This is a genomic window from Rhizobium sp. CG5 (assembly GCF_023701945.1).
GTDB lineage: Bacteria > Pseudomonadota > Alphaproteobacteria > Rhizobiales > Rhizobiaceae > Allorhizobium.
This window is the reverse complement of sequence record NZ_JABAEF010000023.1, coordinates 20,114-45,168: the sequence shown is the minus strand read 5'-3', so window position 1 is coordinate 45,168 and position 25,055 is coordinate 20,114. Positions and strand designations below refer to the sequence as shown.

General features: G+C 62.8%; 25 protein-coding genes. 3 read left to right on the top strand and 22 right to left on the bottom strand.

Annotation, left to right across the window (positions count from 1 at the left end; all coding sequences use genetic code 11):
* Positions 1-20: 20 nt before the first annotated feature.
* From HGO38_RS26855 to HGO38_RS26760, 20 genes are all read right to left on the bottom strand, one after another.
* A complete protein-coding gene (locus HGO38_RS26855; RefSeq protein ID WP_250958880.1) occupies positions 21-947 on the bottom strand; it encodes a LysR family transcriptional regulator in 927 nt (308 codons plus the stop codon).
* Complete coding sequence (locus HGO38_RS26850) at positions 944-1,606, bottom strand: aspartate/glutamate racemase family protein (RefSeq protein WP_250958879.1); 663 nt, start codon at positions 1,604-1,606, stop codon at positions 944-946. Before HGO38_RS26850 ends, HGO38_RS26855 begins: the two co-directional genes overlap by 4 nt.
* The gene (hydA, locus tag HGO38_RS26845) at positions 1,603-3,063 is read right to left on the bottom strand and encodes a dihydropyrimidinase (RefSeq protein WP_250958878.1); all 1,461 of its coding nucleotides are present in this window, start codon (positions 3,061-3,063) and stop codon (positions 1,603-1,605) included. Before hydA ends, HGO38_RS26850 begins: the two co-directional genes overlap by 4 nt.
* Before the next feature lie 11 nt (positions 3,064-3,074).
* On the bottom strand, positions 3,075-4,001 hold the full coding sequence (locus HGO38_RS26840; protein WP_250958877.1) for an N-carbamoyl-D-amino-acid hydrolase: 927 nt from the start codon (positions 3,999-4,001) through the stop codon (positions 3,075-3,077).
* 29 nt (positions 4,002-4,030) lie between these two features.
* The gene (locus tag HGO38_RS26835; RefSeq protein WP_250958876.1) at positions 4,031-4,696 is read right to left on the bottom strand and encodes an amino acid ABC transporter permease; all 666 of its coding nucleotides are present in this window, start codon (positions 4,694-4,696) and stop codon (positions 4,031-4,033) included.
* A 13-nt stretch (positions 4,697-4,709) separates the two neighbouring features.
* The gene (locus tag HGO38_RS26830) at positions 4,710-5,393 is read right to left on the bottom strand and encodes an amino acid ABC transporter permease (RefSeq protein WP_250958875.1); all 684 of its coding nucleotides are present in this window, start codon (positions 5,391-5,393) and stop codon (positions 4,710-4,712) included.
* A 9-nt stretch (positions 5,394-5,402) separates the two neighbouring features.
* Complete coding sequence (locus HGO38_RS26825; RefSeq protein ID WP_284739574.1) at positions 5,403-6,146, bottom strand: amino acid ABC transporter ATP-binding protein; 744 nt, start codon at positions 6,144-6,146, stop codon at positions 5,403-5,405.
* A 66-nt stretch (positions 6,147-6,212) separates the two neighbouring features.
* Complete coding sequence (locus HGO38_RS26820; protein ID WP_250958874.1) at positions 6,213-7,058, bottom strand: transporter substrate-binding domain-containing protein; 846 nt, start codon at positions 7,056-7,058, stop codon at positions 6,213-6,215.
* Between the two features lie 133 nt (positions 7,059-7,191).
* Positions 7,192-8,136, bottom strand: a complete 945-nt coding sequence (locus HGO38_RS26815) for a 2-hydroxyacid dehydrogenase (RefSeq protein WP_250958873.1) — start codon at positions 8,134-8,136, stop codon at positions 7,192-7,194.
* 28 nt (positions 8,137-8,164) lie between these two features.
* Positions 8,165-8,578, bottom strand: a complete 414-nt coding sequence (locus tag HGO38_RS26810; RefSeq protein ID WP_250958872.1) for a VOC family protein — start codon at positions 8,576-8,578, stop codon at positions 8,165-8,167.
* A gap of 26 nt (positions 8,579-8,604) precedes the next feature.
* Positions 8,605-9,771: a M24 family metallopeptidase gene (locus tag HGO38_RS26805; protein WP_250958871.1), complete on the bottom strand. Its 1,167-nt coding sequence runs from the start codon at positions 9,769-9,771 to the stop codon at positions 8,605-8,607.
* 45 nt (positions 9,772-9,816) lie between these two features.
* Entirely contained in the window at positions 9,817-10,503 is a 687-nt protein-coding gene (locus tag HGO38_RS26800; RefSeq protein ID WP_250958870.1) for a GntR family transcriptional regulator, read from the bottom strand.
* Positions 10,500-11,741 (bottom strand): hydantoinase/carbamoylase family amidase, encoded by a 1,242-nt coding sequence (locus HGO38_RS26795; RefSeq protein ID WP_250958869.1) that lies wholly within the window; start codon positions 11,739-11,741, stop codon positions 10,500-10,502. Before HGO38_RS26795 ends, HGO38_RS26800 begins: the two co-directional genes overlap by 4 nt.
* Positions 11,738-12,709, bottom strand: a complete 972-nt coding sequence (locus HGO38_RS26790) for an NAD(P)-dependent oxidoreductase (protein WP_250958868.1) — start codon at positions 12,707-12,709, stop codon at positions 11,738-11,740. The genes HGO38_RS26795 and HGO38_RS26790 overlap by 4 nt, the downstream gene beginning before the upstream one ends.
* On the bottom strand, positions 12,706-13,344 hold the full coding sequence (locus HGO38_RS26785) for a GntR family transcriptional regulator (protein WP_250958867.1): 639 nt from the start codon (positions 13,342-13,344) through the stop codon (positions 12,706-12,708). The genes HGO38_RS26790 and HGO38_RS26785 overlap by 4 nt, the downstream gene beginning before the upstream one ends.
* Positions 13,341-14,318: a 5-oxoprolinase subunit C family protein gene (locus HGO38_RS26780; RefSeq protein WP_250958866.1), complete on the bottom strand. Its 978-nt coding sequence runs from the start codon at positions 14,316-14,318 to the stop codon at positions 13,341-13,343. The genes HGO38_RS26785 and HGO38_RS26780 overlap by 4 nt, the downstream gene beginning before the upstream one ends.
* Entirely contained in the window at positions 14,315-15,031 is a 717-nt protein-coding gene (gene pxpB / locus HGO38_RS26775; RefSeq protein WP_250958865.1) for a 5-oxoprolinase subunit PxpB, read from the bottom strand. Before pxpB ends, HGO38_RS26780 begins: the two co-directional genes overlap by 4 nt.
* 24 nt (positions 15,032-15,055) lie before the next feature.
* Positions 15,056-16,357, bottom strand: coding sequence for a TRAP transporter large permease (locus tag HGO38_RS26770; RefSeq protein ID WP_250958864.1), 1,302 nt, complete (start codon positions 16,355-16,357; stop codon positions 15,056-15,058).
* Positions 16,358-16,360: 3 nt separating this feature from the next.
* On the bottom strand, positions 16,361-16,894 hold the full coding sequence (locus HGO38_RS26765) for a TRAP transporter small permease subunit (RefSeq protein ID WP_250958863.1): 534 nt from the start codon (positions 16,892-16,894) through the stop codon (positions 16,361-16,363).
* A 78-nt stretch (positions 16,895-16,972) separates the two neighbouring features.
* Positions 16,973-17,953: a TRAP transporter substrate-binding protein gene (locus tag HGO38_RS26760; RefSeq protein ID WP_250958862.1), complete on the bottom strand. Its 981-nt coding sequence runs from the start codon at positions 17,951-17,953 to the stop codon at positions 16,973-16,975.
* Between the two features lie 351 nt (positions 17,954-18,304).
* Here HGO38_RS26760 and HGO38_RS26755 point away from each other — a divergent pair, with 351 nt between their 5' ends.
* Positions 18,305-19,159, top strand: coding sequence for a D-amino-acid transaminase (locus HGO38_RS26755; RefSeq protein WP_250958861.1), 855 nt, complete (start codon positions 18,305-18,307; stop codon positions 19,157-19,159).
* A gap of 1,223 nt (positions 19,160-20,382) precedes the next feature.
* Here HGO38_RS26755 and HGO38_RS26750 read toward each other — a convergent pair.
* Positions 20,383-21,318: an AraC-like ligand-binding domain-containing protein gene (locus tag HGO38_RS26750; RefSeq protein ID WP_250958860.1), complete on the bottom strand. Its 936-nt coding sequence runs from the start codon at positions 21,316-21,318 to the stop codon at positions 20,383-20,385.
* Between the two features lie 164 nt (positions 21,319-21,482).
* On the opposite strand from HGO38_RS26750, the gene HGO38_RS26745 reads away from it, so the two are divergent.
* Positions 21,483-22,778, top strand: coding sequence for an acyl-CoA dehydrogenase family protein (locus tag HGO38_RS26745; RefSeq protein ID WP_250958859.1), 1,296 nt, complete (start codon positions 21,483-21,485; stop codon positions 22,776-22,778).
* Between the two features lie 10 nt (positions 22,779-22,788).
* Here the strand turns inward: HGO38_RS26745 and HGO38_RS26740 are convergent, their stop codons facing one another.
* Entirely contained in the window at positions 22,789-23,427 is a 639-nt protein-coding gene (locus HGO38_RS26740; protein WP_250958858.1) for a helix-turn-helix transcriptional regulator, read from the bottom strand.
* A 233-nt stretch (positions 23,428-23,660) separates the two neighbouring features.
* On the opposite strand from HGO38_RS26740, the gene HGO38_RS26735 reads away from it, so the two are divergent.
* Positions 23,661-25,013: an acyl-CoA dehydrogenase family protein gene (locus HGO38_RS26735; protein WP_250958857.1), complete on the top strand. Its 1,353-nt coding sequence runs from the start codon at positions 23,661-23,663 to the stop codon at positions 25,011-25,013.
* Positions 25,014-25,055: the final 42 nt, after the last annotated feature.

The window sequence follows — 25,055 nt, the reverse complement described above, 5'->3', positions numbered from 1 at the left end:
GTCGGACATACACAGTCTGCCTATGCGGCCTTGACGTCGAAATCGGCGATGGCCTGTTTCAGCTCGGAGATGAAGGCATGCAGAAGTCGTGAGCGCGGTACGCCCTTGCGGGTCAGCATTACGGCACAGACTTCGCTCGGCGGCTGAAAGGGCCGCGACACCATATGGGTCTTGCGCTGGAAGGCTGCGCTGTAGGGATCGATGACGGCAGCGCCGATGCCTGTATCCGCCAGCACCGCTGCGGTCGAGCAGTAGCGCACTTCGACGCGCGGATCGTAATGGGCGCCGTCTCGCTCGAAGGCATGGCGCAGGATCTGCCCCATGCGCGATTCCGCCTCAAGGCCGATGAAGCTGCCGGGGGAGAGGTCGCTGGCCGAGACGATGCTCTTTTCCGCCAGCAATCCGTCCAGCGGCACCAGGGCCACCATATGGGTGCGGGCCAGGACTTCGATGTTGACCGCCGGGTGACGGTCGAGCCCCAAAGCCAGACCGAGATCCGCCGCACCGCTTTGCACCGCCTCCAGCACATGCTCCAGCCGCCGCACATCGTAGGAGACCGAGACGTCGGGCCGGTCCTTCAGGAAAGTCCGCAGCGCCGCCGGCGCCACGGTATGGCCAAGCGGCGGCGTGGTGATGATCCGCAACCGTCCCGACAAGCCCTGCCGCATGTCGCGGGCGCGGGCCGAAAAGCCGCGCAGCAGGCCGAAGACCGGGCGCACTTCCTCGTAGAGCAGCAGCGCTTCTTCCGTCGGCTGCAGGCGGCGATGCAGGCGCTCGAACAGCGTGACGCCGAGCTGGCTCTCCAGCTGGCGGATGCCGTTCGACACGGCGGGTTGCGAAATGCCGAGCTGTTCGGCCGCCTCCACCGTCGTCTCGCACCGCATCATCGCGCCGAAGATTTCCAGCAGGCGCAGCGAGATATCCGGTGGCGTGGCGGGCTCGGTCATGGGGTGCCGGTGACGAGATGACCGAAGGCCATGGCGACCGCCGCCTGGGTCGGATCGATGACGGCAACGCCGAGCTCTGCCTCGAGCCTGGCGCGATGGCCGGACATGCCGGCGCAGCCCAGCACCACGGCCCCGGCGCCAAGCGCGCGGAGCTTAACGCCAGCCTCCAGCAGTGCGGCAAAACTCTCCTCGCCATGACCGCTGTCGGCGACGTTGATATTGCCCTGCAGGGCCACTTCCCCGGCCAGCCGGTTGTCGACGCCGAGCCGCCGCAGGTTGCGCAGGTGGCGGGGAATGGAGGCCTCCGCCACCGCAATGACGCCGAACAGATCGGCCCGCGCCAATGCGGCCAAAACGCCGGCATCTTGGATGCCGTAGACCGGCACTGACGTGAGCGAGCGGGCCAGATCAAGGCCCGGCTGCGAGTAGCAGGCCAGCACGAAGGCGCCGGCATCGGGGCGTGCCTCGATGATCTTGGCGGTGTTCAGCGCCGCCTCGTCGACATCACGCTGCGTCACGACGCCGGGCGGGCCTTCGACGATCGTCAGGCATTCGATGAGCGGGCCGCTGGGAAACTGAAAACCGGCCAGCGCCTCGCGCAGACCTTCGGTGACGCTTTCTGAGCTGTTCGGATTGATGACGACGATCGGTCCGCTCATGGGGCGATCTCCGCGCCGAAATTGCGGGCAGGGTCCAGCTCGCCGGCGCGATGACCGGGAATGCCGGTGAGATCCACCGGCTTGCGGGCGACGAACCGGCCGCGGCCGCGCTCGGCCTTCAGCTCGCCCTTCTCGACCACGATGGTCCCGCGGTTCATCACCAGGTCCGGCCAGCCGGTGATCTCGATGCCCTCGAAAGGCGTGTAGTCCATGTTGTCATGCTGGGCTGCCTGCGTGGCGATGCGGGTCTCGGCCGGATTCCAGATGGCAATATCGGCGTCGTATCCGGGTGCGATGGCGCCTTTCTTGTCCAGCCCAAAGGTCCTTGCGGCATTGGCAGACGATAGCTGCACGAATTGCGGCAGAGTGATGCGGCCCTTCACCACGCCCTCGGAGAACAGATAGGGCAGCCGCATGGCAATGCCGGGCATGCCATTGGCGATCTTCGGATAGGGCACCTCGGAGCCGTTCAGGAACTTGCCGCTGGCATCGGCCCGATAGGGCGCATGGTCGGACGAGACGCTCTCGAAGGTTCCGGTCTGGATATGGCGCCACAGGGCATCCTGGGTCTTGGTATCGCGCAGCGGCGGCGAGCAGATATATTTGGCGCCGTCCATGCCGGGGCGGTCGAGATCGGCGCGGGTCAGCGCCAGATATTGCGGGCAGGTCTCGGCAAAGAGTTTGGCACCGGCCAGCTTTTCCCGCCGCACGATCTCCGCACCACCGGCGGTCGAGACATGGACGATGAACAGAGCGGCGTCGACCAGCTTGGCGAGCGACACGGCGCGGTTGATCGCCTCTTCCTCGGCCAGTTCCGGGCGGCTGATGGCATGGTATTTTGGCGCGGTCAGGCCGGCTGCGGCAAGCCGCCGGTTCATCCATTTGACCATATCGTTGTTCTCGGCATGGACCATGGTCAGCGCCCCATGGGCCTTGGCGACCGTCAGGATATCGAGCATGCCGCCATCGCCGATATTCATCAGGTCATAGGTCATGAACACCTTGAACGAGGTGATGCCGCGGGCAAAAACGCCAGGCAGTTCGGCCAGCACGGCGGCCGTCGGGTCTGATATGATCAGGTGATAGGAATAGTCGAGGACAGAATGGGGCGCGGCGCGGCCGTCATAGGTGGAAATCACCTCGGCGATCGACTGGCCGCGATGCTGGGCAGCAAAGGGAATGAAGGAGGAATTGCCGCCGAAGGCTGCCGAAACCGATCCGGAATAATAGTCGTCGGCGGTCATCACGCCCGACGAGCTTTCCTGGGCGATATGGCAATGGCCCTCGATGCCGCCGGGCATGACCAACCGGCCGGTGGCGTCGATGCGGCGCTCGCCGCCCTCGATCGTCTCGGCGAGTGCGGCAATCCGGCCGTCGCGGATGCCGATATCGGCAAAGAAGACCTCTGATGCGGTGACCACCCGGCCCCCGTGGATGACGGTATCGTAAGCGGTCACGGAGATACTCCCTACACTTCCAGAATCACGCCGGTCTGGCTGGTGATGCGGCCATAATGCTCGATGCGGCGATGGCGCTCAAAGTCGAAAATCGTCGTTTTGCCGAAGGCGCATTTGGAAAAGTCGCAATCGGCCAGGATCAACTCGTCCTCTTCGGTCTCGGCGCGCGCCAGAACAAAGCCATCCGGATCGACGATCACCGAGCCGCCCATCAGCGGATGTCCGTCCTCAAGACCGGCCTTGGCGATGCCGGCCACGAAGGTGGCGTTCTGGTAGGCGCCGGCCTGCAGCGACAGTTCCGAATGGAACAGCCGCTGCGGCAGCCCTTCCACGCTCATCTGGCTGTTCACCGACGGCGTGTTGTAGCCGATCGTCACCAGTTCGACACCCTGCAGGCCCAGGCAGCGGAAGGTCTCCGGCCAGCGCCGGTCGTTGCAGATCGCCATGCCCATCACCACGCCCTCGTTGCGCCAGACGTTGAAGCCGAGATCGCCGGGCAGGAAATAGCGTTTTTCCATGTGCTGGAAGGCGCGCGTCGTATCGTATTCGACATGGCCTGGCAAATGAATCTTGCGATATTTGCCGATGATCTCGCCGCGGCGGTTGGTCATGATCGAGGTGTTGTAGTGCAGGCCCTCCGGCGTCAGCTCGGCGTATCCAAAGGTGACGGCGACGTTCAGATCGCGGGCCCGCTCGAACAGCGGCATGGTGGCATGGTTGGGCATTTCCGTTTCAAACCAGGTGTCGACCTCGGCCTGGTCCGGCATGTACCAGCGCGGAAAGAAGGTGGTCAGCGCCAGTTCCGGGTAGACCACCATGTCGGCGCCCTTGGCGGCCGCTTCGTTCAAAAGATCGATCATGCGGGCCACGACCTTGTCGCGGTTGTCGGCTTTCTGGATGGCACCGAGCTGGGCGCCTGCGATCATCATTCGGGTCATGGTCATGTCCTTTCAAGTCTTGTGGAGCGTCAGGCCGCGAGCCGTCGCTGGAAGCGGCTGACAAGCCGCACCAGAGGCCAGAGCAGGACGAGATAGATCAGCGCCGCCAGCACGAGCGGCGAGGCATTGTAGGTGACGGAGCGCGCCATATTGGCGCTGTAGAGCAGTTCGGCAAAGGAGACGGCGGAGGCCAGCGAAGTGAGCTTGACCACTTCGATCGTGTTCGACAGCAGGTCCGGCAGCACATTGCGCACCGCCTGCGGCAGCACGACATGGATGAGCGCCTGCGCCTTCGACAATCCGGTGGAGCGCGCCGCCTCGAACTGGCCCTTCGGCACCGAGAGGATGCCGGCCCGGTAGACCTCGGCATAATAGGAGGAATTGTTGAGGAAGAAGGCCAGCACCACCGCCGTGAAGGGCGAGATCTCGACGCCGGCAAAGGGCAGGCCGGAATAGATGAAGATCAGCAGAACCAGCGGCGGCAAAGCGCGAAAAATGTCGGTGAAGACGATCGAGGGCAGACGCAGCCAACGCCGCGGGCTGAGATTGCCGAGCGCCACCAGGAGCCCGCCGACAAGACCGAGCAGGATCACTGCGGCGCAGAGTTTCAGGGTCATCACCAGACCCTTCAGCATCAGCGGCATGGTCTTGATCATGATGGAGATATTGAAGAACTGGTCGAGAAGGGTCTGCATCGTGTCTCTCCTCTCAGTGCCGTCCCCAGCGCTGCCGGGATTCCAGGGTGCGGGCCAGGAAGACGACAGGCAGGAAGATGATGAGATAGGCGATCGCCGCCAGCGACAATGGCGTGGCGCTGCCGGAGAAGCTCTGCGCGGTGGTGGCCGCCGACAGCACCTCCTCGACGCCGATCACCGAGCCGAGTGCGGTCATCTTGGTGATGGCAAGAACCCGGTTGACCAGCGGCGGGGTGGCCAGACGCACGGCCTGGGGCAGGGCGACATGGATGAGCGTGCCGGTGAAGCCAAGGCCGGTGGCGATGCCGGCCTCCCACTGGCCCTTCTCGATGGCGGAAAAGCCGGCCCAGAAGATCTCTTCGGCAAAGGCGGCCAGCGTCAGGCTCAAGACCAGGAACAGCACCATCGGCCCGGACAGGAGCACGCCCGCCGACGGCAGGCCGAAATAGAGGATGAGGATCAGCACCAGCGGCGGCAGGGCGCGAAAGATATCGGCAAAGCAGATGATCGGAAAATTGACCAGCTTTCGCCCGTAGGTGCGCAGGCAGGCAAGCAGCAGGCCGAGTGCGATACCGGCGATGATCACCGCCAGGCCGATCTTCAGGGTGACCCAGACCCCCGCGAGCACGGCCGGCGCATGGGCCTGCATCATCGCCGGATCGAAGAATGTCGTCAGAAACCGGGTGAGACCGTCCATGGAACCGCCTCAGTTCTTGACACGTGACAGGAAGGCACGGGTCCGCTCGGCCTTCGGCGCGCCAAAAATCTCGTCCGGGGTGCCTTCCTCGATAATCACGCCGCCATCCATGAAGACGACGCGGTCGGCGGTCTCGCGGGCAAAGCCCATTTCGTGGCTGACCACCAGCATGGTCATGCCCTTGTCGCGCAGGTCCTTCATCACCTTCAGCACCGAGCCGACCAGTTCCGGGTCAAGCGCCGAGGTCGGCTCGTCGAACAGCATGACCTTGGGATCGAGTGCTAGCGCACGGGCGATGGCCACGCGCTGCTGCTGGCCGCCGGACAGCTCGGACGGATAGGCCTTGGCCTTGTAGGCGAGGCCGACGCTGTCGAGCATGTCCATCGCCCGTGTATCCGCATCCCCGCGGGACCGCTTCAGGGCCTTGCGCTGGGCAAGCGTGACATTGTCGAGAACGGTCATGTGCGGATAGAGGTGGAAGCCCTGGAACACCATGCCGACCTGAAGGCGCATGCGGTTGAGATCGGCGGCGGTGCCGCTCATGATGTTGCGGCCGTTGACGATGATGTCGCCGCCGGACGGTTCTTCCAGCCGATTGCAGCAGCGCAGCATGGTGCTCTTGCCGGACCCGGACGGGCCGATCACGAAGACCAGTTCCCCTTCGGCGACCCTCAGATTGATATCCTTGAGGATCGTGTTCGTGCCGAAGCGCTTTTCCAGCGCGACGATCTCAAGCATGGGATGATGGGACATGGGCACGAACTCCGGGCAGGCTCAGATCGGTCCGGCGCGACGGGGCCGCGCCGGATCGGCAACAGATTATTTCAGCGCGCAGGACGGTGCATGGTCGTCTTCGACATAGCCGTCGAAGCCCGGAACGCCGTAGCCCTTGGTGGGCGTGACGATGGTCGTGCCGGCAACGGGCGTCACGCCGAACCATTTTTCCGACAGCTTGGCCATCGAGCCATCGGTCTTCAGGCATTCGATCGCCTTGTCGACCAGGTTGCGGCCTTCGACGTCATCCTTGCGGAAGGCAAGCCCCCAGACCAGGCCAGTCGGATATTCATAAGATAGCTTCAGCTGCGGGTTCTGCTTGACCGCCCAGGCGGCCACGGTGGCACCGGCGAGGTTCGCATCGGCGCGGCCGGCCAGAACGGCGGCGACGGCATCGGTATTGGTGCCGTAGCTCTCGATCTTCCAGCCGTATTCGGCTTCCTTGCCGCGCAGGAAGCTGTCATAGGCAGACCCCTTGTTGACGGCGATGGTCTTGCCCTTCAGATCCTCAAGCGAGGCATAGTCCGGGGCACCGGCCGGCACGACGAAGCCGAAATTGGTGTCCATGAAGCCTTCGGTGAAGAGCAGGTTCGCCGAGCGTTCGGCATTGACGGTCACCGGCGCTGCCAGAAAATCGTAGGTCTTGGCCTGCAGCGCCGGGATCAGTCCGGAAAACTGCGCAGACGTCAGGTCAACCGTCTTGCCGAGGCGTTCGCCGATCAGGTTGACGAGATCGACATTGAAACCCTCGACCTTGCCGTCGAGCGTCGGCATGGCATGCGGCGCAAATGTGCCGTCGAGCGCGGTCTTGATCGTACCCTCGGCGAAAGCCGGCGACAAGGCGCAGCAAAGCGCCAGCCCGGCAATGCCGGACTTGAAAAAGCGGTTCATGATGTTCTCCTGCTGGTGGTGAGGTCGGCCTTTACGGCCTTGTTATGGGATCATCGTTTCATGGGTCATGTCGCAGTGCAATATAATTGCCTATTATAATTCGAGTTGAATTATACGTTCTGCTTATACCAACTCAGTATCCCCGATCGCGATCGACGGTTACCGGCATCACGCCGCGATCCCGCCAGGCATGCACATTGGCGGCCACGATGGCGCAGGCCGTTTCCGGCGTCGTCGGTGCCGAGATATGGGGCAGCACGGTGACCCTGTCGTGGCCCCAGAAACGGGCATCCGCGGGCAGGGGCTCCTGCTCGAAGACATCCAGCACCGCATGGGCGATCCGGCCGCTGTCGAGTGCGGCCAGCAGGGCGTCGCTAGTGATGACGGCGCCGCGGGCGAAATTGATGATCGATGCGCCGGGCTTGATTACAGCCAGTCGCTCTGTATTCAGCAGGCCGCGGGTGTCCGATGTCAGCGGCACCAGGCAGACGATGATATCGCTCGTTGCCAGCACATGCCGCAGGCCATCGTCGCCGCAGACGGTCTCGACCCTCTCCAGCACCTTCGGCGAGCGGCTCCAGCCGCAGACCTTGAAGCCGGCGCCGGTCAGGCGGCCTGCCGCGGCTGTTCCCAGAGCACCAAGTCCCAGCAGGCCGACCGTGACATCGCGCGGATGACGGTAGTCGAGCGGCTGCCACAGCCGGTTCTGCTGGCTTTTGCGATAGGCGGGCATGTCCCGGTGGATGTAATAGGTCCAGGCCAGTACGGCTTCGGCCATCACCCGCGACAATTCCGGATCGACAAGCCGGACGATCGGCGGTGCCAGGCCGCCAAGTTCGGCGACCAGCCGCTCGACGCCGGCCCACAGGCTGTGGATCCACGACAGGCAGGGCAGGGCCGCCACATCGGCCGGGTCGGGATTGGCGACAATGGCGATCTCGGCAAGCCGCCGCTCTTCGGGCGTCAGATCCCGGAACGGACGGATCGTCTCGCCCGGCATGGCCTTGGCCAGACGATCGAGCCAGTCCTGCTCCGAGGTTTCGTCCATACGGGTCACGAGCGCGATGGGTGGCAGCATGCCGGTATCTTCCCTTTTGTTCTTTTGATCAGTGCGCGAAAACGCTGTCGAAGTCCTTGAAGCCCTTGACCTCGATCGGATTGCCGGAAGGGTCGAAGAAGAACATCGTGCGCTGTTCGCCCGGTTCGCCGGCAAAGCGGATGACCGGCGGAATGTCGAAGGCGATGCCGGCCTTGACCAGCCGGTCCGACAGGGCCAGCCAGTCTTCGAGCGGCAGGACGACACCGAGATGCGGCATCATCACCATGTGGTCGCCGACCTTGCCGGTACGGGTGACTTCAAACGGCTTGCCGAGATGCAGCGAGATCTGGTGTCCGAAAAAGTCGAAATCGACCCAGGTGTCGGTCGAACGGCCCTCAGTGCAACCGAGCACGCCGCCGTAGAATGCGCGCGCCTCGTCGAGATCGGTGATGTGATAGGCGAGATGGAAGAGAGAACGCATGGAAGCTCCTTGGATGTTTTGCTGTTTCAGCACACGGTGATGCCGCGGGGAAGGGTGGAGAGAATGTCGCAGCCGTGATCCGTGACGATCACGGTTTCGGACGCGCCGACGGTAAAGCGCCCGAAGGCGCGCAGCGTCGCGGGCAGGTGAAAGACCATGCCGGGCTCAAGCAGCACATCGGTGCCGGTAAACAGGCTGAGCATGCCGCCTTCGCCCCAGTCCGGCGCAAAGGCGACCCCCATGGAATAGCCGATGCGCTTGCGGAAGGCGTTGGTATAGCCGGCCGCATCGATCACCGTCTGGGCGGCCTCGTGCGGCATGGCGCAGGAGGCGCCCGGACGGATCTCGGCAAGGGCGGCATCCAGCGCCTTCAACGCACACTCCATCATGGCGCTGACCTCGTCCGGGACCGGTCCGATAAACGCCGTGCGCATCAGCGCCGAATGGTACCGGGCATGGCTGCCGGCCATTTCCAGGAAGACGGCATCGCCATCCTCCATCAGCCGACGGCGCCAGGTCATGTGCGGCAAGCCGCTGCGCGGGCCCGACGAGACCAGCGGCTCCATGCCGAAGGTTTCCGACCCGGCAGAGACGGATGCCGCCAACATTGCGGCTGCGACCTCGTTTTCGGACGCGCCGCTGCGGCAGGTGGCAAGGCCGGCCTTAAGCCCGGCCTGCGCATAGCCGGCAGCCAGCCGGATCATGTCGAGCTCGGCCGTCGATTTCAGCATCCTCAGCGGCGCCACCAGCGTGGATCCGTCGGAGAGCATACCGGCGCCGATGGCCGTCTCGATCTCGGCCATTAGATTGGGTGAGACGAACCAGCCGGCTTTCTCGATAGCCGGCCGGGCGATGCCAAGCCTCACCAGGGTGGACGCCAGGACCTGTGCCGGGTTTTCACCATCCTGATAGGCGACGATGTCGGTCAGCCAGGTATTGGCGATGGCGCCGGGCAATTCCAGCTGTCGGACCAGTAGCACCGGCGCGCCTTCGACGGGCAGAATCAAGGCCTGAAAGGCAAAATAGCCGGCGGTCTGGCGCCCGGTCAGCCAGTAGATATTCTCCGGCCCCGTGACGACAAGCGCCTCATGTCCGGCGTCCTTGATACGCTGGCGCGCCTGCACCTCGCGCTTGGCAAATTCTTCTGCGGGAAAGGCCGCCTCGGTCCCGCGAAGATAGGTCAGTTCATGCACGTCTGGTCTCCCGTCCGATTGTCCTTGTTCCGGTTCTGGCCTTCGTCATGGCCTGGCCAGCCAATCGAGGAACCGGGTTCGCACGCTGGCGAAATGAGTTTCCATCGCAGCGCGCGCACTGTGCGCGTCGCCGGCTTCAATGGCGGCGATGACGGCCAGGTGCTCCTTGGCCTGCTCGGTGAAGCGGTCATGGGTCCGGGTAATGGTGCAGCGCCGTGCCGTCTCGCGCAGTTCCGACAGCATGGCTGGCCAGAGCGTCAGGCCGGCGGCATGGGCGACGGCGGTATGAAAGGCATCGTCATGCTTCCAGAACTCGTCAAAGGCGGTGGCTTTGCCATTGGCATAGGTCTCGGTCACCTCTTTGACGGCAGCCAGCGCCGGGTGCAGACCGGTGCTGCGCGCCATCTCCGCCGCACGGGCGGCAGCGGCCCCCTCCAGAAGACGGCGCAACTGCACGATGTTGAGCAATTGCTCCACGGTGACGGGCTGGACCGCCAGGGTGCCATTGGCAAGCCGGGCAATCACGCCCTCTTGCTCAAGACGCGCCAGCGCGACCCTCAGCGGCGTGCGCGAGGCGCCGGCTTCCGCCGCCAGCTGGTTTTCGCTGAGGCTCTCGCCGCTGGCGATGCCGCCTTCCAGGATGCGCCGCTTGATATCGTGGTAGATCCGGTCGGCCAGCGTATCCTTCTCGTTGACCTCGATGCGGGGCGTGCCGTCTATGGTGTCCGTCATGGCCGGCCCTGCCGGTCGGCAAAGGTTTCCGCCAGCGCCCGCACGGCCAGCGCCAGGTCCTTCTCGTCCATGCCCTCGTCGGGATTGTGGCTGCCGTTCCAGTTGCGGATGAACAGCATGGTGGAGTCCCAGCCGGCCGCCGCAAAGGCTGCCGCATCATGGCCGCCGCCAGACAGCATGATGCGCGGCGACAGGTCGAGCGCCCCGGCACCGGCGAGGATCCGGTCGTTCAGCGACGCGGACAGGGCGCTCGGCTTGCTGCGCGACTGTGCCCCCAGCCGAAAGCGCACGCCGCGCTTTGCTTCGATCGCTGCGATCTCGGCTTTCAGGGCCGCATCCATCCGGTCGAGCACGGCATCGTCGCCGGATCTGATGTCGACACAGAATTCCAGCCGGCCCGGCACCTTGGCAAAGGCATGCTCGTCGCTGGCTGCATCGACCCTGCCGAACGTGACGGCGCAATCGTGTCCGCTCTCCAGCATCTCCCCCCAAAGGCGATCGAGCGCGGTCACCAGATCGGCGAAGGCAAAGACCGCGTCCGCCCGCTCGCTGCGCGGCGCGCCGCCCGAATGGGCCCAGATACCGTCGATGCCCGCCTGGCGATAGCGCAGCCCGCCGCGCACACCGCTGACAAGCGCAAAGGGCTCGTCCGCCTTCAGCAGCACCGGCCCCTGCTCGATATGGATCTCGATAAAACGGGCGCTCGTCAGTCCCGGACCTCTCAGCACTGCGTCCGGGTCGCCGCCCTCAAGACGCATGTGATGGGCGAGCGTCTGGCCGCTATCGATGCGGCATGCCTCCATCTCCGGCGCCGTCAGCCGGCCGAGTGCGGCGCGCGAGCCGATATAGGACACCGGAAACCAGACGCTTTCCTCGGCCCGTGTGACGGTGACGACCAGATCGACCGGCGGGGTTTCGCCACTGTTGACGAAATGCGCCGCCAGCGCCATTGCGCCGGCCACGCCGGCCACCCCGTCATAGGCGCCGCCCATGGCGACGGTATCGAGATGGGAGCCGATATAGAGGGCAGGGGCTGCCCGGTCGCGGCCGGGAAGGCGGGCGAAGAGATTGGAGCCGGCATCCCGCGTCACGGTCATGCCAAGCGCTTCCGCCTTCTCGGCGATGATGGCATGGGCTTGCGTTTCCAGCGGGCTGTAGGATGGGCGGGTGAAGCCGGGGCCAGGCAGGCTCAGCCGGTTCACGCGCTCGATGATATCGGCGATCATCGCTTCGATCATGACACTTTCCTTTCGTCGCGGGCAGCAAAGGCCCCGATCGGCGCATTGAGCGCAGTGGCCGGTGTCTGGCCGGCGAGCGCCGTCAGCACGTTGCGGGCAGAGCCGACCGCCGTGCGCTTCAGGGCTTCCAGCGTTGCACCGCCCAGATGCGGGGTGAAGATGACGCGGCTGGACGCGCCAAGCGGTCCCTGCGGGGCGTCATGGCTATAGACGTCGAGACCGGCGGCGGCGATGCGGCCCTCATCGATCGCCGCTGCGAGCGCTGCCTCGTCGACAAGCCCGGCGCGCGCCGTATTGATCAGGATCGCACCCGGCTTGGTCAGCCTCAGCGTTTCGGCGTTGATCAGATGCCGGGTTTCCGGCCGCATCGGGGTGTGCAGCGAAATCAGGTCGGCCTGGGCAAGGCCTTCGGCCAGGGTGGCGACGCGCTCGAAGCCGTTGAGGTCCGGCGCCCGCGGCGAATAGACCATCACCCGCATGCCGAGTGCGGCCTTCAGCATATGGGCAAGGCCGGCACCCGTGGCGCCGAAGCCGATGATCAGCGCCGTCTTGCCGGACAATTCGCTGAAGCGCTCGCGCTCGCGGAACCCGTGGTGACCGGCCCGCTCGTCGCGATCGGCGGCCGGGATCAGCCGGGCTGCCGAAAGGCTGAGGCCCAGCGCCAGTTCCGACACCGATCGTGCGTTGAAGCCCGGTGAATTGCAGACCAGCACGCCATGTGCGAGGGCCGCCTGCTTGTCGACGGCATCATGGCCGGCCCCATGCACGACAATGACCTTCAGCGCGTCGGCTTTCTCGAAATAGGCGGCCGGGAAGCCGATATCGCGGGTGATCGCCGCCACGCAGCCGGGCACGAGTTTCTGCACCGTGTCCAGCGACGGGTCCGGGCAGATCACCGGCGTAATCCCGGCTTCCTCAAGCAGGGCTAGCCCATCGGCATGGACGGGCTGTAGGATCAGGCATTTCATGACTTCGGGAGCCCCATGCGGTTTTGAAGATGGATCAGCACGGCGTCGCGTGCCTGGAGAATGTGGTAGGACATCCGGCTTGCAGCCTCCTCGGCCTGGCCGGCGGACAAAGCCGCGAGGATCGCCAGATGTTCGTGGCAGCCCTTCAGGAAGCGCTCGGGGATCCGGCCATGGTCGAAGATGCAGGTTCGCAGGCGCAGCGCCTCGACGGTGGAGACCAGCAGCGGGTTGCCGCTGGCCGAGGCGATCATGCGATGGAAATCGTCATCGACCCGCCATTGCTCTTCGCCCGGTCCGGCTGCCATCACCGCCTCGACCCGCGCCCGCATGGCGCCGAGCACCGCCGGCGACAGCCGGACGGCCTGTCGGGCGCCATAGCTTTCCAGCGTGTCGCGCAGGAAGAAGATCTCGCGGACCTCATCGGCCCCGATGTGGCGAACCTTGAGAAAGCGTCCGTCGCGGGCGGCAAGCCCTTCGGCTTCCAGATGCTTCATCGCTTCACGCACGGGGGTGCGCGACATGTCGAGCAGCTTGCCAAGCTTGTCTTCCGACAGCGTATCGCCCGCCGACAGATCCCCCGACAGGATCATCTCGACGATGCGCTCGCGGGCCTGGCGGGCCAGGGGCTGGGTCATGATGCCATCTCCTCCATCGCCGTCTCGACATCCGTTTCGGCCGGGATCAGCGTCGCGATCACATCCGAAAGCTCGCGGGCGGCTCGCAAACCGACATCTTCCGCCTGTTCTGCGGAGACGGCGCGAAACCGGAAAGCCCGGCCTGAGGGCATCTGCGCGAAGCGGCCGAGATCGGCGGAGATGATGGTGGCAATCTTCGGGTAGCCGCCGGTCGTCTGCCGGTCGGCCATCAGCACGATCGGCCGGCCGCTCGACGGCACCTGTAGCGAGCCGGCCAGCGTTCCATCCGAGACGATATCGTGGCCCCGGATCGCCGGCAGCGACGGTCCATCCAGCATCGCTGCCATGCGGTCGCGCATCGTGCCGACGGAGAAGCTTTCGGTCAGAAGACGCTGCCAGATCTCTTTCGAAAAATAGTCGTCCTGCGGCCCTGCCACCACGCGGATCGGTCCGATGGCCCGGCGAAACGGCCGACCAAGACACAGGCAGTCGCGCTCCGGTTCGCGCCCGAGCGGCAAAGCGTCGTCTGCCGCCAACAGCCGGCCCTGGTGGCCGCCGAGTGCCGTGCGCAGGTGGGTGGATCGGCTGCCGAGCACCGGTGCGGTGTCAATGCCGCCCGACACGGCGACATAGCCCCAGGTGGCATCGCGCAAAGCGCCGATGGTCAAAATTTCGCCGGCCTTCAGCCAATGGCTTTCCCAACCCGGCAGAACCCGGTCGCCGATGCGGATGTCGCAGGCGCCGCCGGTGATCGCGATCCGGCAATCGCGGCTGACGCTGAGCGCCCCGCCCATGATGGCGAATTCGAGCACGGCGGAACCCGCATCGTTGCTGACCAGGGCATTGGCGATCCGGTAGGCGTCCGGGTCCATGGCGCCGCTGGCGGAGACGCCCTGATGCAGCAGACCGAAGCGGCCGGCATCCTGCACCGTCATCATCATGCCGGGCCGCAGGATTGTCAGGAACCCACTCATGCCGCGATCTCCTCAAGACCTGGCGCGCCGGCGGCAATCTGCGCCGCCAGATCGGCCTCTTCCGCAGCGTCGATCGGCCGGAACCGGACCCGGTCGCCGGCCTTCAGCAGGAAGGCTTGGTCTCGGGACGGATCGAACAGGCGCACCGGCGTCTGGCCGAGAAAACGCCAGCCGCTGGGACCCGCCACCGAATTGATATTGGCCTGCTTGCCGCCGATGCCGATCGCGCCGGCGGCGACATGCTGGCGTGGCACCGCCAGACGCGGCGTGTGCAGGGCATCCGGCAGGCCGCCGAGATAGGCAAAACCCGGTGCAAAGCCGATCATGTAGACCCGGTAGTCCACCGAGGCATGCAGCGCGATCAAGCCGTCCACGCTCATGTCCTTCATCGCGGCCAGATCGTCGAGATCGAGGCCGACCGGTCCGCCATAGCGCACCGGCACCGAAAACAGCCGGCCGGAGGTGTGGCCGGGCTGCAGGGCGGACAGGCGCTCTTCAAGCCGCAGGGACAGATCCTTGCCGCGGATGATCGCCGGATCGTAGAGCACCATCAAGGAACGATAGGTCGGCACCGTTTCCTCGATGCCGCTGATCGGATCAGCCGAAAGCGCTGCCGCCAGATCGATGATACGGGCATTCACCGCCTCATCGATCTTGTCGGACAGCTCGACGCAGAGCGCCCTGTCGCCGCAGGGCAGAATTCGCATGGTCATAGCCTCCCCCAAGCCCATGGCACCTTACGGCCTGCTCATCATATCAGGCACCAGCATGACAATGCCCGGAAACAGCGCAATCAGGATCACGAAGCCCGCCATGATGAAGAAGAACGGCATCGTGGCCCGGGTGATGCGCGCCATGCTGTCGCCGGTCAGCCGCTGGATGACGGTCAGGTTGAAGCCGACCGGCGGTGAAATCTGCGCCATTTCCACTACGATCACGATGAAGATCCCGAACCAGACCTTGCTATAGCCCGCCGCCATGACCAGGGGAAGCGTGATCGGCAGGGTCATGACGATGCAGCCGAGCCCTTCCATGACCGTGCCGAGAATGATGTAGAAGATCAGCAGCACGACGATCAGCGCGAAGGGCGACAGACCCCAGCCTTCGATCATTCCGGCGATATAGGCCGGCATGCCGAGATAGCCGATCGTGGTGGAGAGGAACATGGCACCGACCATGATCAGGCCGATCATGGCGCAGCTGTCGGCCGCCTGACGGGCGGCTTCCATCAGGCGCTGCAGGTTGAGCGTCCTCTGCCAGAAGCCGATCAGCATGGAGCCGCCGACCCCGACCGCGGCCGCCTCGGTGGGCGAGGCGAAGCCGCCATACATCGAGCCGACGACGCCGATGATCAGCATTAGCAGGGGGCCCAGATCCTTCAGTGCCACGAGCTTTTCGCGCAGTGTCGTCGAGGGCGGGGTGACGCCGACAAGTGACGGCTTCAGATAGGCGCGGATGCCGATATAGCCCATATAGGCGGCCGCCATCAGGAGACCTGGCAGGATGCCGGCCATGAACAGCCGAAGGATGGATTCCTCAGCCATCACGCCGTAGATGATCATGATGGTCGAGGGTGGGATCAAAAAGCCGAGCGTGCCGGCGCCAGCCAGGCTGCCGGTGACCAGATCGCGGTCATAGCCGCGCGAGATCAGCTCCTTCGCGGTGATCCGGCCGACGGTGGCCGTGGTGGCCGCAGACGAGCCGCAGACCGAGGCAAACAGCGTGCAGCCGAGCACCGTGATATGGCTGAGTCGTCCGGGCACGCGCCGCAGCCAGGGGGCGAGGCCCGAAAACAGCGCCTCGGAGATCTTGGTGCGGAACAGCAGGTCGGCCATGAAGATGAACAGCGGCAGCGCCAGCATTTCCGGCGAGACCAGGGTGTTCCAGGTCTGCTGGGCCAGCAGTTTTGAAAACGGCAGATTGGGCCGGTAGAGCATCAGCAGGCCGGCGGCAGTGCCGATCAGGCCGAGGCCGATCCAGACGCCGGTGCCGAGAATCAGGGTCATCAGGCCGAGAAGGCTGAGTGAAATCTTTCCCATGGTCTATTCCAGTCCCGGTCCGGTGGTCAGTGCTTCACCGCGCAGCAATCTCAGGCATTGCGCCAGCATCTGCAGGCAGAGGAGCACGGCGCCGAGCGCGATCACGGCTTGCGGCCAGATCAGCGGGGTGCGGATCACCGATGCGGAGGTCGAGCCGCGCTGATAGGAGAGAAACGCCATTTCGATCAGGGCGTGGCAAAGAGCGATGGAAATGGCAAGGCCGATCAGGCAGGCGGCCATCTCAATCCAGCGGGCGCCGCGAAGGGGAAGCATTTCGGCGATCGCCGTCACCCGGACATGGCTGCCGGATTTCAGGGCGCTGGCGCCTGCGAGCATGAAGCAGGCCCCCATCAGATAGGCAGCAACGTCCCAGGAAAAGCTCAAGGAAAAGCCGAGAATGTTGCGCAGCAGGATTTCTCCGGCAATCAGCGCGAAAATGCCAAGCAGGCAGAGGGCTGCAAGACCGTTGCCAAGCGACGTCAAGGCATCGATCGGGTCGATCACGCGTGAAAAGCGTTGGGATGGGCTGGGATCCATGGCCATTCTCCGGAAGGCGCTGACAAGGGGTCGTCGTCACCGCTTGGGATCGGTGACGACGAATGTCGGACGATGGCGTCAGTTCTGGGCCTTCAGATAGGCGTCGATATAGGGAGCGGCGTCCGGAACGCGGGTCTTGAACTCCTCCCAGAGCGGCTTTGCCCGTTCGATCAGGGCGGCCTTCAACTCCGGCGACGGCGCGGAGACGTCAATGCCCTTGTCTTTCAGGATGGCCAGCTTGGCGTCATCTTCGGCGCGGCTGACCAGCCAGAACTCGCCTTCAAGCGTCTTGGAGGCGGCTTCGATCGCCTTCTGGTTTTCCGGCGACAGGGCGTTCCAGGCGTCCAGGTTGACGGTGACGATGTTGCTCGATGCCTGCCAGTTGAAGGTGCTCATGTTCTTGGTGAATTCCCAGAACGCGCCGTCGACGCCCGATGAGGACGAGGTCGTCACGCCCTTGATCGTGCCGGCCGCCAGCGAGGGTACAACCTCACCCCATGGCATCTGGACGGGTGCTGCACCCAGCGCATTGAAGAAGTTGTGGCCATTGGCGTCGACAACGCGGATCGTCAGGCCCTTCAGGTCTTCGATCGTCTCGATCTTGTTCGGCGAATAGACTGCCTGGCCCGGCCATGGCACCATGTAGAGCAGCTTCTGGTTCATCGAGGTGGCGACCTCCTCGATCTTCGGGCGGAAGAATTTGTGCAGCAGCGCCAGATCCGGCATGGTCGGCGCCAGATAGGGCAGGGTTTCGATGCCCAGCACCGGCGCTTCGCCGACCTGCTGGCTCATCAGGATGTCGGCGACCGGCACGATGCCGTCGCGAACCGCTGCCATGCCCTCAGGCCCCTTGATGCCAAGCGCGCCACCGGAATGCACGGTGATGACCACTTCGCCCTTGGTGACGTCCTTGACCGTTTCGGCAAATTTCATGGCATTCTTGGTGTGGAAATTGCCGGGCGGCCATACGACCGACATATCCCAGGCCGTTTCTGCGACAGCGGGTGCGGCGAGGCTGGCGAGAAGCACGGCCAGGCCGGCACGGAGCATGTTCTTCATGGTGCGGTAACCCCTCTTTTATCATTCTGCGGCCAGCCCTTGGGAGCGGCGGCCATGCGAAAATTGGCATTTGCATTTTCGGTATACAGGACGTATTCCCAATAGGCCAGAGGCTATGGCGCTTTTTTCGCCGCTGAACGAGCAGGTCTATTTTTTATGCACAACAAACTGTCGGGCGTCGATGAAACGTGGGGGAGGGTTGCCAAGCTGAACAGCTAAGCCATTGGATGCAAATGCAATTTACAACGGCTTCTTATATTTCTATAAGTTGACGCTATGGACTCATCCGCACGATATGCCAAGAAGCGCGCCTGCGGGCGTCGTGCCAACTCTTCGGGAGAACTGCCCATCATGACCCGTACTGTCTATCTCAACGGCCAATGGTTGCCGGAAACGGAGGCCAAGGTTTCGGTCTTTGACCGCGGCTTCATGTTTGCCGATGCCATTTACGAGGTCACCGCCGTGATCGGTGGAAAGCTGATCGACTATGCCGGCCATGCCGGCCGCCTGAAGCGCTCGCTGGCCTCGCTGAACATTGCCGCCCCCGTTTCCGACGAGGACATGCTGGCCCTGCACCGCGAAATCCTTGCCCGGAACGGCATGACCGACGGCCTGATCTATCTGCAGATCTCGCGCGGCGCCCAGGATCGCGACTTCCTGTTCACCAATGACCTGATCCCGACCTTCGTGATGTTCACCCAGAGCCGCCCGGTGCTCGGCAACCCGAAATGGGGCAAGGGCATTTCGGTCATCACCATGCTGGAAGGCCGATGGGAGCAACGCCAGATCAAGACGGTGCAGCTGCTCTATTCGTCGCTGGCCAAGATGGAGGCCCAGAAACAGGGCGCCGACGACGCCTTCTTCGTCGAGAATGGTTTTATCACCGAGGCCAGCTCCTCGAACGCCCATATCGTCACCAAGGCTGGAACGCTGGTCACCCGCGATCTCTCCAATGCCCTTTTGCATGGCATTACCCGCGGCTCGGTGCTGGATCTGGCCAGGCGCGCCGGTCTGACCGTCGAGGAACGCGGTTTCACGCCGGCGGAAGCAAAGGATGCGGCCGAAGTCTTCATCACCTCGGCCACCAATTTCGTCATGCCGGTCACCCGCATAGACGGTCAACCGGTGGGCGACGGCAAGCCGGGGCCGGTGTCGCAGACCTTGCTGCAGGCCTATATCGAGGACCGCCTGGCGAGCGCCATCTGACACACAATGTGTGCCAACGGATTCGTCATGGTCGGGCAGGTTTTGACCGAGACCGACATTTGCTGACTGTAGAGATTTGAAGGCAGGCCGCGCAACCCGTTCCAGAATAAGGGCCCCGCCGCTCCCATATAGGGGGCGGTTTTTCATCCGGTTGCGCCTTCTGACATGGGAAATCACCAGAAACAGAATCCCAAGAGCCGCAGCGCCTATGATGTTCTGACGGCTAAGCGCGTGTTCAAGCATCCAATCGCCGCTTTCCAGCGGCCACACGCCAGCGGTGTTTTTGACTGCTGGCTGACCGGAAACTGGGTCCATAACGAATTCGCAGTTATTGGCTCTCGTCACTGACGGGCCAGAATTGAGGAAATTGAACGGCATGCCTTCGCTGTCCACTACGCGCCTATGGAGAAAGGTGCCGTCGCCTGCAAAGGTGTCAATCGAGTCGTTTCTGACGCTGTAGATGCTCAGCGTGTCGTCGGAATTGGCACCAATCTTGAACAATCCACCTTGGTTGTCCGGTTGAAAGGCTGCCATGAACTCCCCGCGGCAACTACAGCGTTGCACCCGATATGCCCGCCCCAGGATGGGGTCTTTGATCTTCGCGTATACATCCCCAGCAGGTGTCACCACGACTTGGTCGAATAAACCGACCGTTGGCCAAGCTCTCACCTGCAGAACGCCTTGATAGAAGAGGTTCGCAAAGGATACCCCGACCATCGCCAGGATGACCGCTGTTAGTCCAATTTTACCTAGCAGCTCGTGTCGAAAATGGCCGCGCCGCCATAGCTGAACGCCCAAAAGAACGGTCATGATCACGGGGAAAACAATATCCGCGGCACTGAGTGACACATGTGGGTTCATTCAAGTGCTCTACGACGAAGAGGCTTAAACCCGATTAACGAGGCGTGGCCAGAAAATGGGATTGCGTGCCGTCAGCGAGCCTCGCTGGTCGTTCGCGAGTCGTTCGTGACACAACGGTTGAGACCCAACTGCTTCCATGGAGTTGAGAGGCGCTAGGACTGAAAGCACAAGCAGGACAACCCTCGTCCTCCACCGGAGGCTTACCCCCAAGCGATTCGTCACCAACAAGCTTCGTTCCTATGGCGCCGCACGGCGTCAGGTGGTCACCTCTTCAATCAGAAGCGGGTGGCGCGCGTCATGCGGGCCAAGAGCCTGGGGGAAGCCTCGCAGGCGCTATGTTAGCGCGAACCTGCGCGCGCAACTTACCGGCTCCTGTAGTCCCGGGGAGCCACTCCGAAATGGCCCCTGAAAGTTCTGCTGAAATGCGAGAGATCGTTGAATCCCCAACGAAAGGCTATCTCACCGATCGAGCCGACAGCCTCGGCACGGAGATCGTCGGCACATCGCTCCAAACGACGCCTGAGCAGCAGGCGGCTGAAAGTCTCACCGCTTTCCTCAAGGAGAAGGTGCACGTATCGGACGGATATTCTGAAGTGCTGAGCTGCCTTGGCGGGCGTCAGTTCAGGATCCGCGGCGTTTGCACCGATGAACCGGACAAGAGATCGCGAAAGCTGCGCCCTCAGCGCCCCGCGAGCACGGTCTTCTGCGCCTACGGAAACTCCGGCAGCCATAGCGACCAGTTCGACAATGTGGTTCGCTATTGGGGTTGCAGCGGTTTCGATTTGTTCCACGTTCCGCGCTATGGACTTCAAATAATCCCCGGCGACGGATGCGATCGGATTCGCGTTCGTAATCTTGATGGCCGTCTGCTTGTCGGGTTGCCTCAGCAGAGGTTTGAGCAAAGCTCTCGGAATACGGAAGGAGTACTGAGTCCAATCATCACTGCAGTAGTCATTGAGATAAGGTTGGGTTGAATCCACCAGCGAAAAATCGCCTGGCTCCAGCAGCGCTTCTCTGCCGCCCTGCATCATCCGACACTGCCCCTTCATCTGGAAATTGAGAAAGTAGACTTCTTGCGGCATGCGGCTGATTTCCAGACGCCGGCGATGGACTTTCTGCCTGCTCGAAGAGATTGTGGTCACGTTGATCGAATCGAGAAGGTGTGCCCGAACCTCTCCACGGAAGGGTCGTTCACCCTCAAGGGTGGGGTTCAGTGCAATATAGGCTTCGCACAGAACTTCCTTCCAATAGGGGAAGCGGTCCCGCTCGGGCAATTCGCTTGCATTCCAGGATGCCATACTGTCGCCTCCGACGTTCCCGTTTCGGGAAGAGATAGGCAATTTGCATGCCAATCGGCTGGCGAAGCGTCCTCTGTCGCATTCCACGGGCCGCTCGGGGATGCGGACTTCGATGTCCTGGCACGGGGATTGCATTATCTTGAGCAAGAACTCTGGAGACCTTCATGGCCATAGACTTCACGCTCTCCGTCAACCAGAAGCGCCTGCAATCCATTGCGCGGGAGTTTGCGAACGATATCCTCGCACCGCGGATTAGGAAGGCCGACGAAGAACCGGACCCGCAACGGGCCTTTCAGGAGGTCAAGGGCGCCTACATTGAATCATACAAGCTTGGCTTTGCAACCGGCTTTATTCCCAAGCAGTACGGAGGAGGCGGAATCAGCAACCTCGACCTTCAGGTGGTCGCTGAAGAAATCTGCGCCGTAGACCCAGGTTTTGCCACGATCCTGCTCGTCAACGGTCTTGCCCTGATGCCGCTTGTGTGGTTCGGCTCCGAGGAGCAGAAGCAGAGATGGCTTGTGCCTGCGACGGGTGATCCTCGCGGCGAGTATCTTGCCGCATGGACTGTCAGCGAAGCTGCGGGATCGCCTGGGGGCACCGCAAATTTTGACAATCCGGCACCTTGGCCCGCGGGGATATCCCTGACAGCCAAGCATGACCGGGCGAACGGCGAGTATGTTCTCAATGGGCATAAATACTGGCCATGTAACGCGGGCGGTTGGGACCTCGCCGGAGCGAATGTGAACGTCTGTATCGTCCGAACGGCATCGGAGCTTGGCGGGAATGAAGGGCTGTCGGCGATCATCATTCCCAGGGGCACGGCCGGAGTTGAGTATGAGGAACCTATCTCGAAGCTGGGCCACCGCATCTGCCAGAACAACTCGATCGTGTTCAGGGACTGCCGGGTTCCAGAAGAAAACGCCTTCGCGATCGGACAGGGCGACCTGGCGATTTCGCGGGCGTTCACATGGTCTGGCCCCGTTGCGGCGATCGCAGCTGTCGGAGTTGCCCGCTCCGCCTACGAATATGTACTCGAATGGTCCAAAAATTACACGGGAGGAGGGCCGACGCCAATCATAAACCACCAGGCCGTGGGCTATTCGCTTGCGGACATCGCCATGAAGGTCGAAGCGTGCCGCGCTTTCGCCTGGAAGGCCGCGCACTACTTGGACAGCAATGAAAGCCATGGTCATGCCATCTGCGCTATGGCGAAGGTTTTCTGTGGAGAAACGCTGTTCGACGCGGTTTTTCGTGCGATGAAAGTGATGGGCGTTAATGCGCTGGATCGCCGACACCCTGTCGAGCGCTACCTCCGCGAAGCGGCAGTCTTCCCTTTGTACGACGCTGGCAATATGGGGATGCAAATGCGGAAAATCTGGACCGTGATGCGCCATGATGACTTCGATCCACGAGCCTTCATGGACCTTGCCGCCACTCCCTTCGATAAGACACTGATCTAACGAGAGTTGGCTAGGCATAAGGAATGAAGCGGAACCGACAGACTTGTCCTTCATCCCGCTGCATGCACTCTTCCTGCTCCACATCCGCCCCCATCAGTCCACTGATAAAGCCGATGTCAAATCGACAGACTTCTGGATGATCCTTCGCCAGATCATGATAGACGCAGTTCTTGCATGCGATGCGAGCAAGGCTTCCGGCATCACCCTCGATTGCCTGCGCGACAAACCCTGTCTCGTTCATGATACGGACGATCTCTAAAATGCGCTCGCTCCTGGTTTTTCCAGTGATGCGCGGCAGGGCCGCAGCGGACATGTCGACGCCGAGATTGAACATGAATTCCCCGAGATCGGCCTCGCCGATGCGCGACCTCAGGGTTTGCAGAAGCACCCGGGAAAACCACGAATACTGCTTGGGAAATACGTCGATCCCGTCGTCAGTAAGGACGAAGGTCTGCTCCGGACGCCCGGCCGTCTTGCGCGCGGTTCCGCGCGCCACATAGCCGTCCCGCTCAAGCCCAGAAAGATGCTGTTTGACTGCCGTCCGACTGATATCGAGCCGCTGTGCCAGATCATCGATCGAAAGACCGTTTTTGACATCAAGAAGCTGTGCGAGCAGTCGTCGCTGGGTCCCTCCTCCGCTGAGCATCATTCAATCCCCTTCGATACACCGGCTTTTTATAAAGGCGCACCAGCCATTTAACAACATCTGCCCCGAGAAGCATTTCGATCAGAATTTAAGCACAACTGCTTACTTTTTCAACATAAAAATGTTTTGACATTTTTTTATGCCAAAAGTACCGTAAGCCTGCATCCACGTCCGGCATGACGAAGGACGCATCAGAGGCCGGCCATACCGGACGGCCGTTCATAAGGGGAACTTCAATGGCAATTGACTTCACAATGTCACCTGAACAGCGAAGAATTCAGGCGACGGCACGCGAGTTTGCGGAAAACATCCTTGCGCCGGTGGTTCCGGACGCTGATCGCGAACCCGATCCGCTGGTAGCGCATGCCATGACCAAGGGAGCTTATATCGAGGCTTACAAGGCTGGCATCGCCATGGCGATGCTGCCGAAGGAATACGGCGGCGGCGGTATGTCGTGCTTGGACTTTACCATTGCCGCCGAGGAAATCTGCGCAATCGATCCCGGTTTCGCATGCACTGTCCTTTGCAACGGCCTCGGCCTGATGCCGGTATCCTGGTACGGCACGGAGGAGCAAAAAAAGCGCTTCATCGGAGCGGCAACTTCGGATCCGACGGGTGAATTCCTCGGCGGCTGGACTGCGGGTGAGCCGCCGGGCGGCACGGGCGGCACCGCCAACTTCGACAATCCGTTCCCGAGGCCTGCGGGTATCGGACTGACGGCGGTCCGCGATGGCGATCACTTCGTCCTGAATGGCCAAAAGAAATGGTCGTCGGCAGGCGGGTGGGATGCCAAGGGCGTCAATGCCCAGACCGTGATCGTCCGCACCGACCCGGATGCTGGCGGCACCAAGGGTCTTTCCGCGATCGTCGTAGAGCGCGGCACGCCCGGCATAAGCTATCAGTTTGTCAACAAGGAGGGTCACCGTACCGCATCCAATGCGTTAATCACCTTCAATAACGCGCGCGTACCCGTCGAGAACCTCCTGCCGGGTGCGGAAGGCAATGGCGACTTCGTCATCAACCGGAACTTCGCCTGGTCCGGCCCGGTCGCAGGCATCGCCGCCGTCGGGATGGCTCGCTCCGCCTACGAACTTGCTCTGAAGTTTTGCAAGAACAATACAGCAGGTTCGCTGACGCCGATCATCCGCTTCCAGAATGTGGGTTACATTCTGGGAGACTGCGCAGCGAAGATCGAGTCGGCCCGTTACTTCTGCTGGCGCACGTCGGACTACCTCGACAAGCACGAGCAGCATGCCGAACTTGTTGGCGCCATGTGCAAGATCAATACGACCGAGGCGATGTTCGACGTTATCTACAAATGCATGCAGGTCGTCGGCGTCAACAGCCTGAGCACTGAATACGCCTTCGGGCGCTATCTCCGCGAAGCCTCCGTCTTGCCGATCTATGATGGGGGCAACATGGGAATGCAGCGGCGTCGCGTCCATGGCGTTATCGCCGACGAAGGGTTCAATCCCCGTGCGATCATGGAGGACGAGACCGTCGTGTTCGAAAAGTCGATGGAAAGCATCGGCACCGTCGCCGACTGGGACAAGAGATACTCCAACGCAACTGCGGTTGCCGCGGAATAACGTCCCGGAACGAAAGCGAAGACCCGGACAGCCCGCCCTGCC

Excerpts from the sequence above, each read along its gene's own strand:
- HGO38_RS26855 (WP_250958880.1), bottom strand. The coding sequence starts at position 947 with ATGACCGAGCCCGCCACGCCACCGGATATCTCGCTGCGCCTGCTGGAA.
- HGO38_RS26850 (WP_250958879.1), bottom strand. The coding sequence starts at position 1,606 with ATGAGCGGACCGATCGTCGTCATCAATCCGAACAGCTCAGAAAGCGTC.
- HGO38_RS26840 (WP_250958877.1), bottom strand. The coding sequence starts at position 4,001 with ATGACCCGAATGATGATCGCAGGCGCCCAGCTCGGTGCCATCCAGAAA.
- HGO38_RS26835 (WP_250958876.1), bottom strand. The coding sequence starts at position 4,696 with ATGCAGACCCTTCTCGACCAGTTCTTCAATATCTCCATCATGATCAAG.
- HGO38_RS26830 (WP_250958875.1), bottom strand. The coding sequence starts at position 5,393 with ATGGACGGTCTCACCCGGTTTCTGACGACATTCTTCGATCCGGCGATG.
- HGO38_RS26825 (WP_284739574.1), bottom strand. The coding sequence starts at position 6,146 with ATGTCCCATCATCCCATGCTTGAGATCGTCGCGCTGGAAAAGCGCTTC.
- HGO38_RS26820 (WP_250958874.1), bottom strand. The coding sequence starts at position 7,058 with ATGAACCGCTTTTTCAAGTCCGGCATTGCCGGGCTGGCGCTTTGCTGC.
- HGO38_RS26815 (WP_250958873.1), bottom strand. The coding sequence starts at position 8,136 with ATGCTGCCACCCATCGCGCTCGTGACCCGTATGGACGAAACCTCGGAG.
- HGO38_RS26810 (WP_250958872.1), bottom strand. The coding sequence starts at position 8,578 with ATGCGTTCTCTCTTCCATCTCGCCTATCACATCACCGATCTCGACGAG.
- HGO38_RS26800 (WP_250958870.1), bottom strand. The coding sequence starts at position 10,503 with ATGACGGACACCATAGACGGCACGCCCCGCATCGAGGTCAACGAGAAG.
- HGO38_RS26795 (WP_250958869.1), bottom strand. The coding sequence starts at position 11,741 with ATGATCGAAGCGATGATCGCCGATATCATCGAGCGCGTGAACCGGCTG.
- HGO38_RS26790 (WP_250958868.1), bottom strand. The coding sequence starts at position 12,709 with ATGAAATGCCTGATCCTACAGCCCGTCCATGCCGATGGGCTAGCCCTG.
- HGO38_RS26785 (WP_250958867.1), bottom strand. The coding sequence starts at position 13,344 with ATGACCCAGCCCCTGGCCCGCCAGGCCCGCGAGCGCATCGTCGAGATG.
- HGO38_RS26780 (WP_250958866.1), bottom strand. The coding sequence starts at position 14,318 with ATGAGTGGGTTCCTGACAATCCTGCGGCCCGGCATGATGATGACGGTG.
- pxpB (WP_250958865.1), bottom strand. The coding sequence starts at position 15,031 with ATGACCATGCGAATTCTGCCCTGCGGCGACAGGGCGCTCTGCGTCGAG.
- HGO38_RS26770 (WP_250958864.1), bottom strand. The coding sequence starts at position 16,357 with ATGGGAAAGATTTCACTCAGCCTTCTCGGCCTGATGACCCTGATTCTC.
- HGO38_RS26765 (WP_250958863.1), bottom strand. The coding sequence starts at position 16,894 with ATGGATCCCAGCCCATCCCAACGCTTTTCACGCGTGATCGACCCGATC.
- HGO38_RS26760 (WP_250958862.1), bottom strand. The coding sequence starts at position 17,953 with ATGAAGAACATGCTCCGTGCCGGCCTGGCCGTGCTTCTCGCCAGCCTC.
- HGO38_RS26755 (WP_250958861.1), top strand. The coding sequence starts at position 18,305 with ATGACCCGTACTGTCTATCTCAACGGCCAATGGTTGCCGGAAACGGAG.
- HGO38_RS26750 (WP_250958860.1), bottom strand. The coding sequence starts at position 21,318 with ATGGCATCCTGGAATGCAAGCGAATTGCCCGAGCGGGACCGCTTCCCC.
- HGO38_RS26745 (WP_250958859.1), top strand. The coding sequence starts at position 21,483 with ATGGCCATAGACTTCACGCTCTCCGTCAACCAGAAGCGCCTGCAATCC.
- HGO38_RS26740 (WP_250958858.1), bottom strand. The coding sequence starts at position 23,427 with ATGATGCTCAGCGGAGGAGGGACCCAGCGACGACTGCTCGCACAGCTT.
- HGO38_RS26735 (WP_250958857.1), top strand. The coding sequence starts at position 23,661 with ATGGCAATTGACTTCACAATGTCACCTGAACAGCGAAGAATTCAGGCG.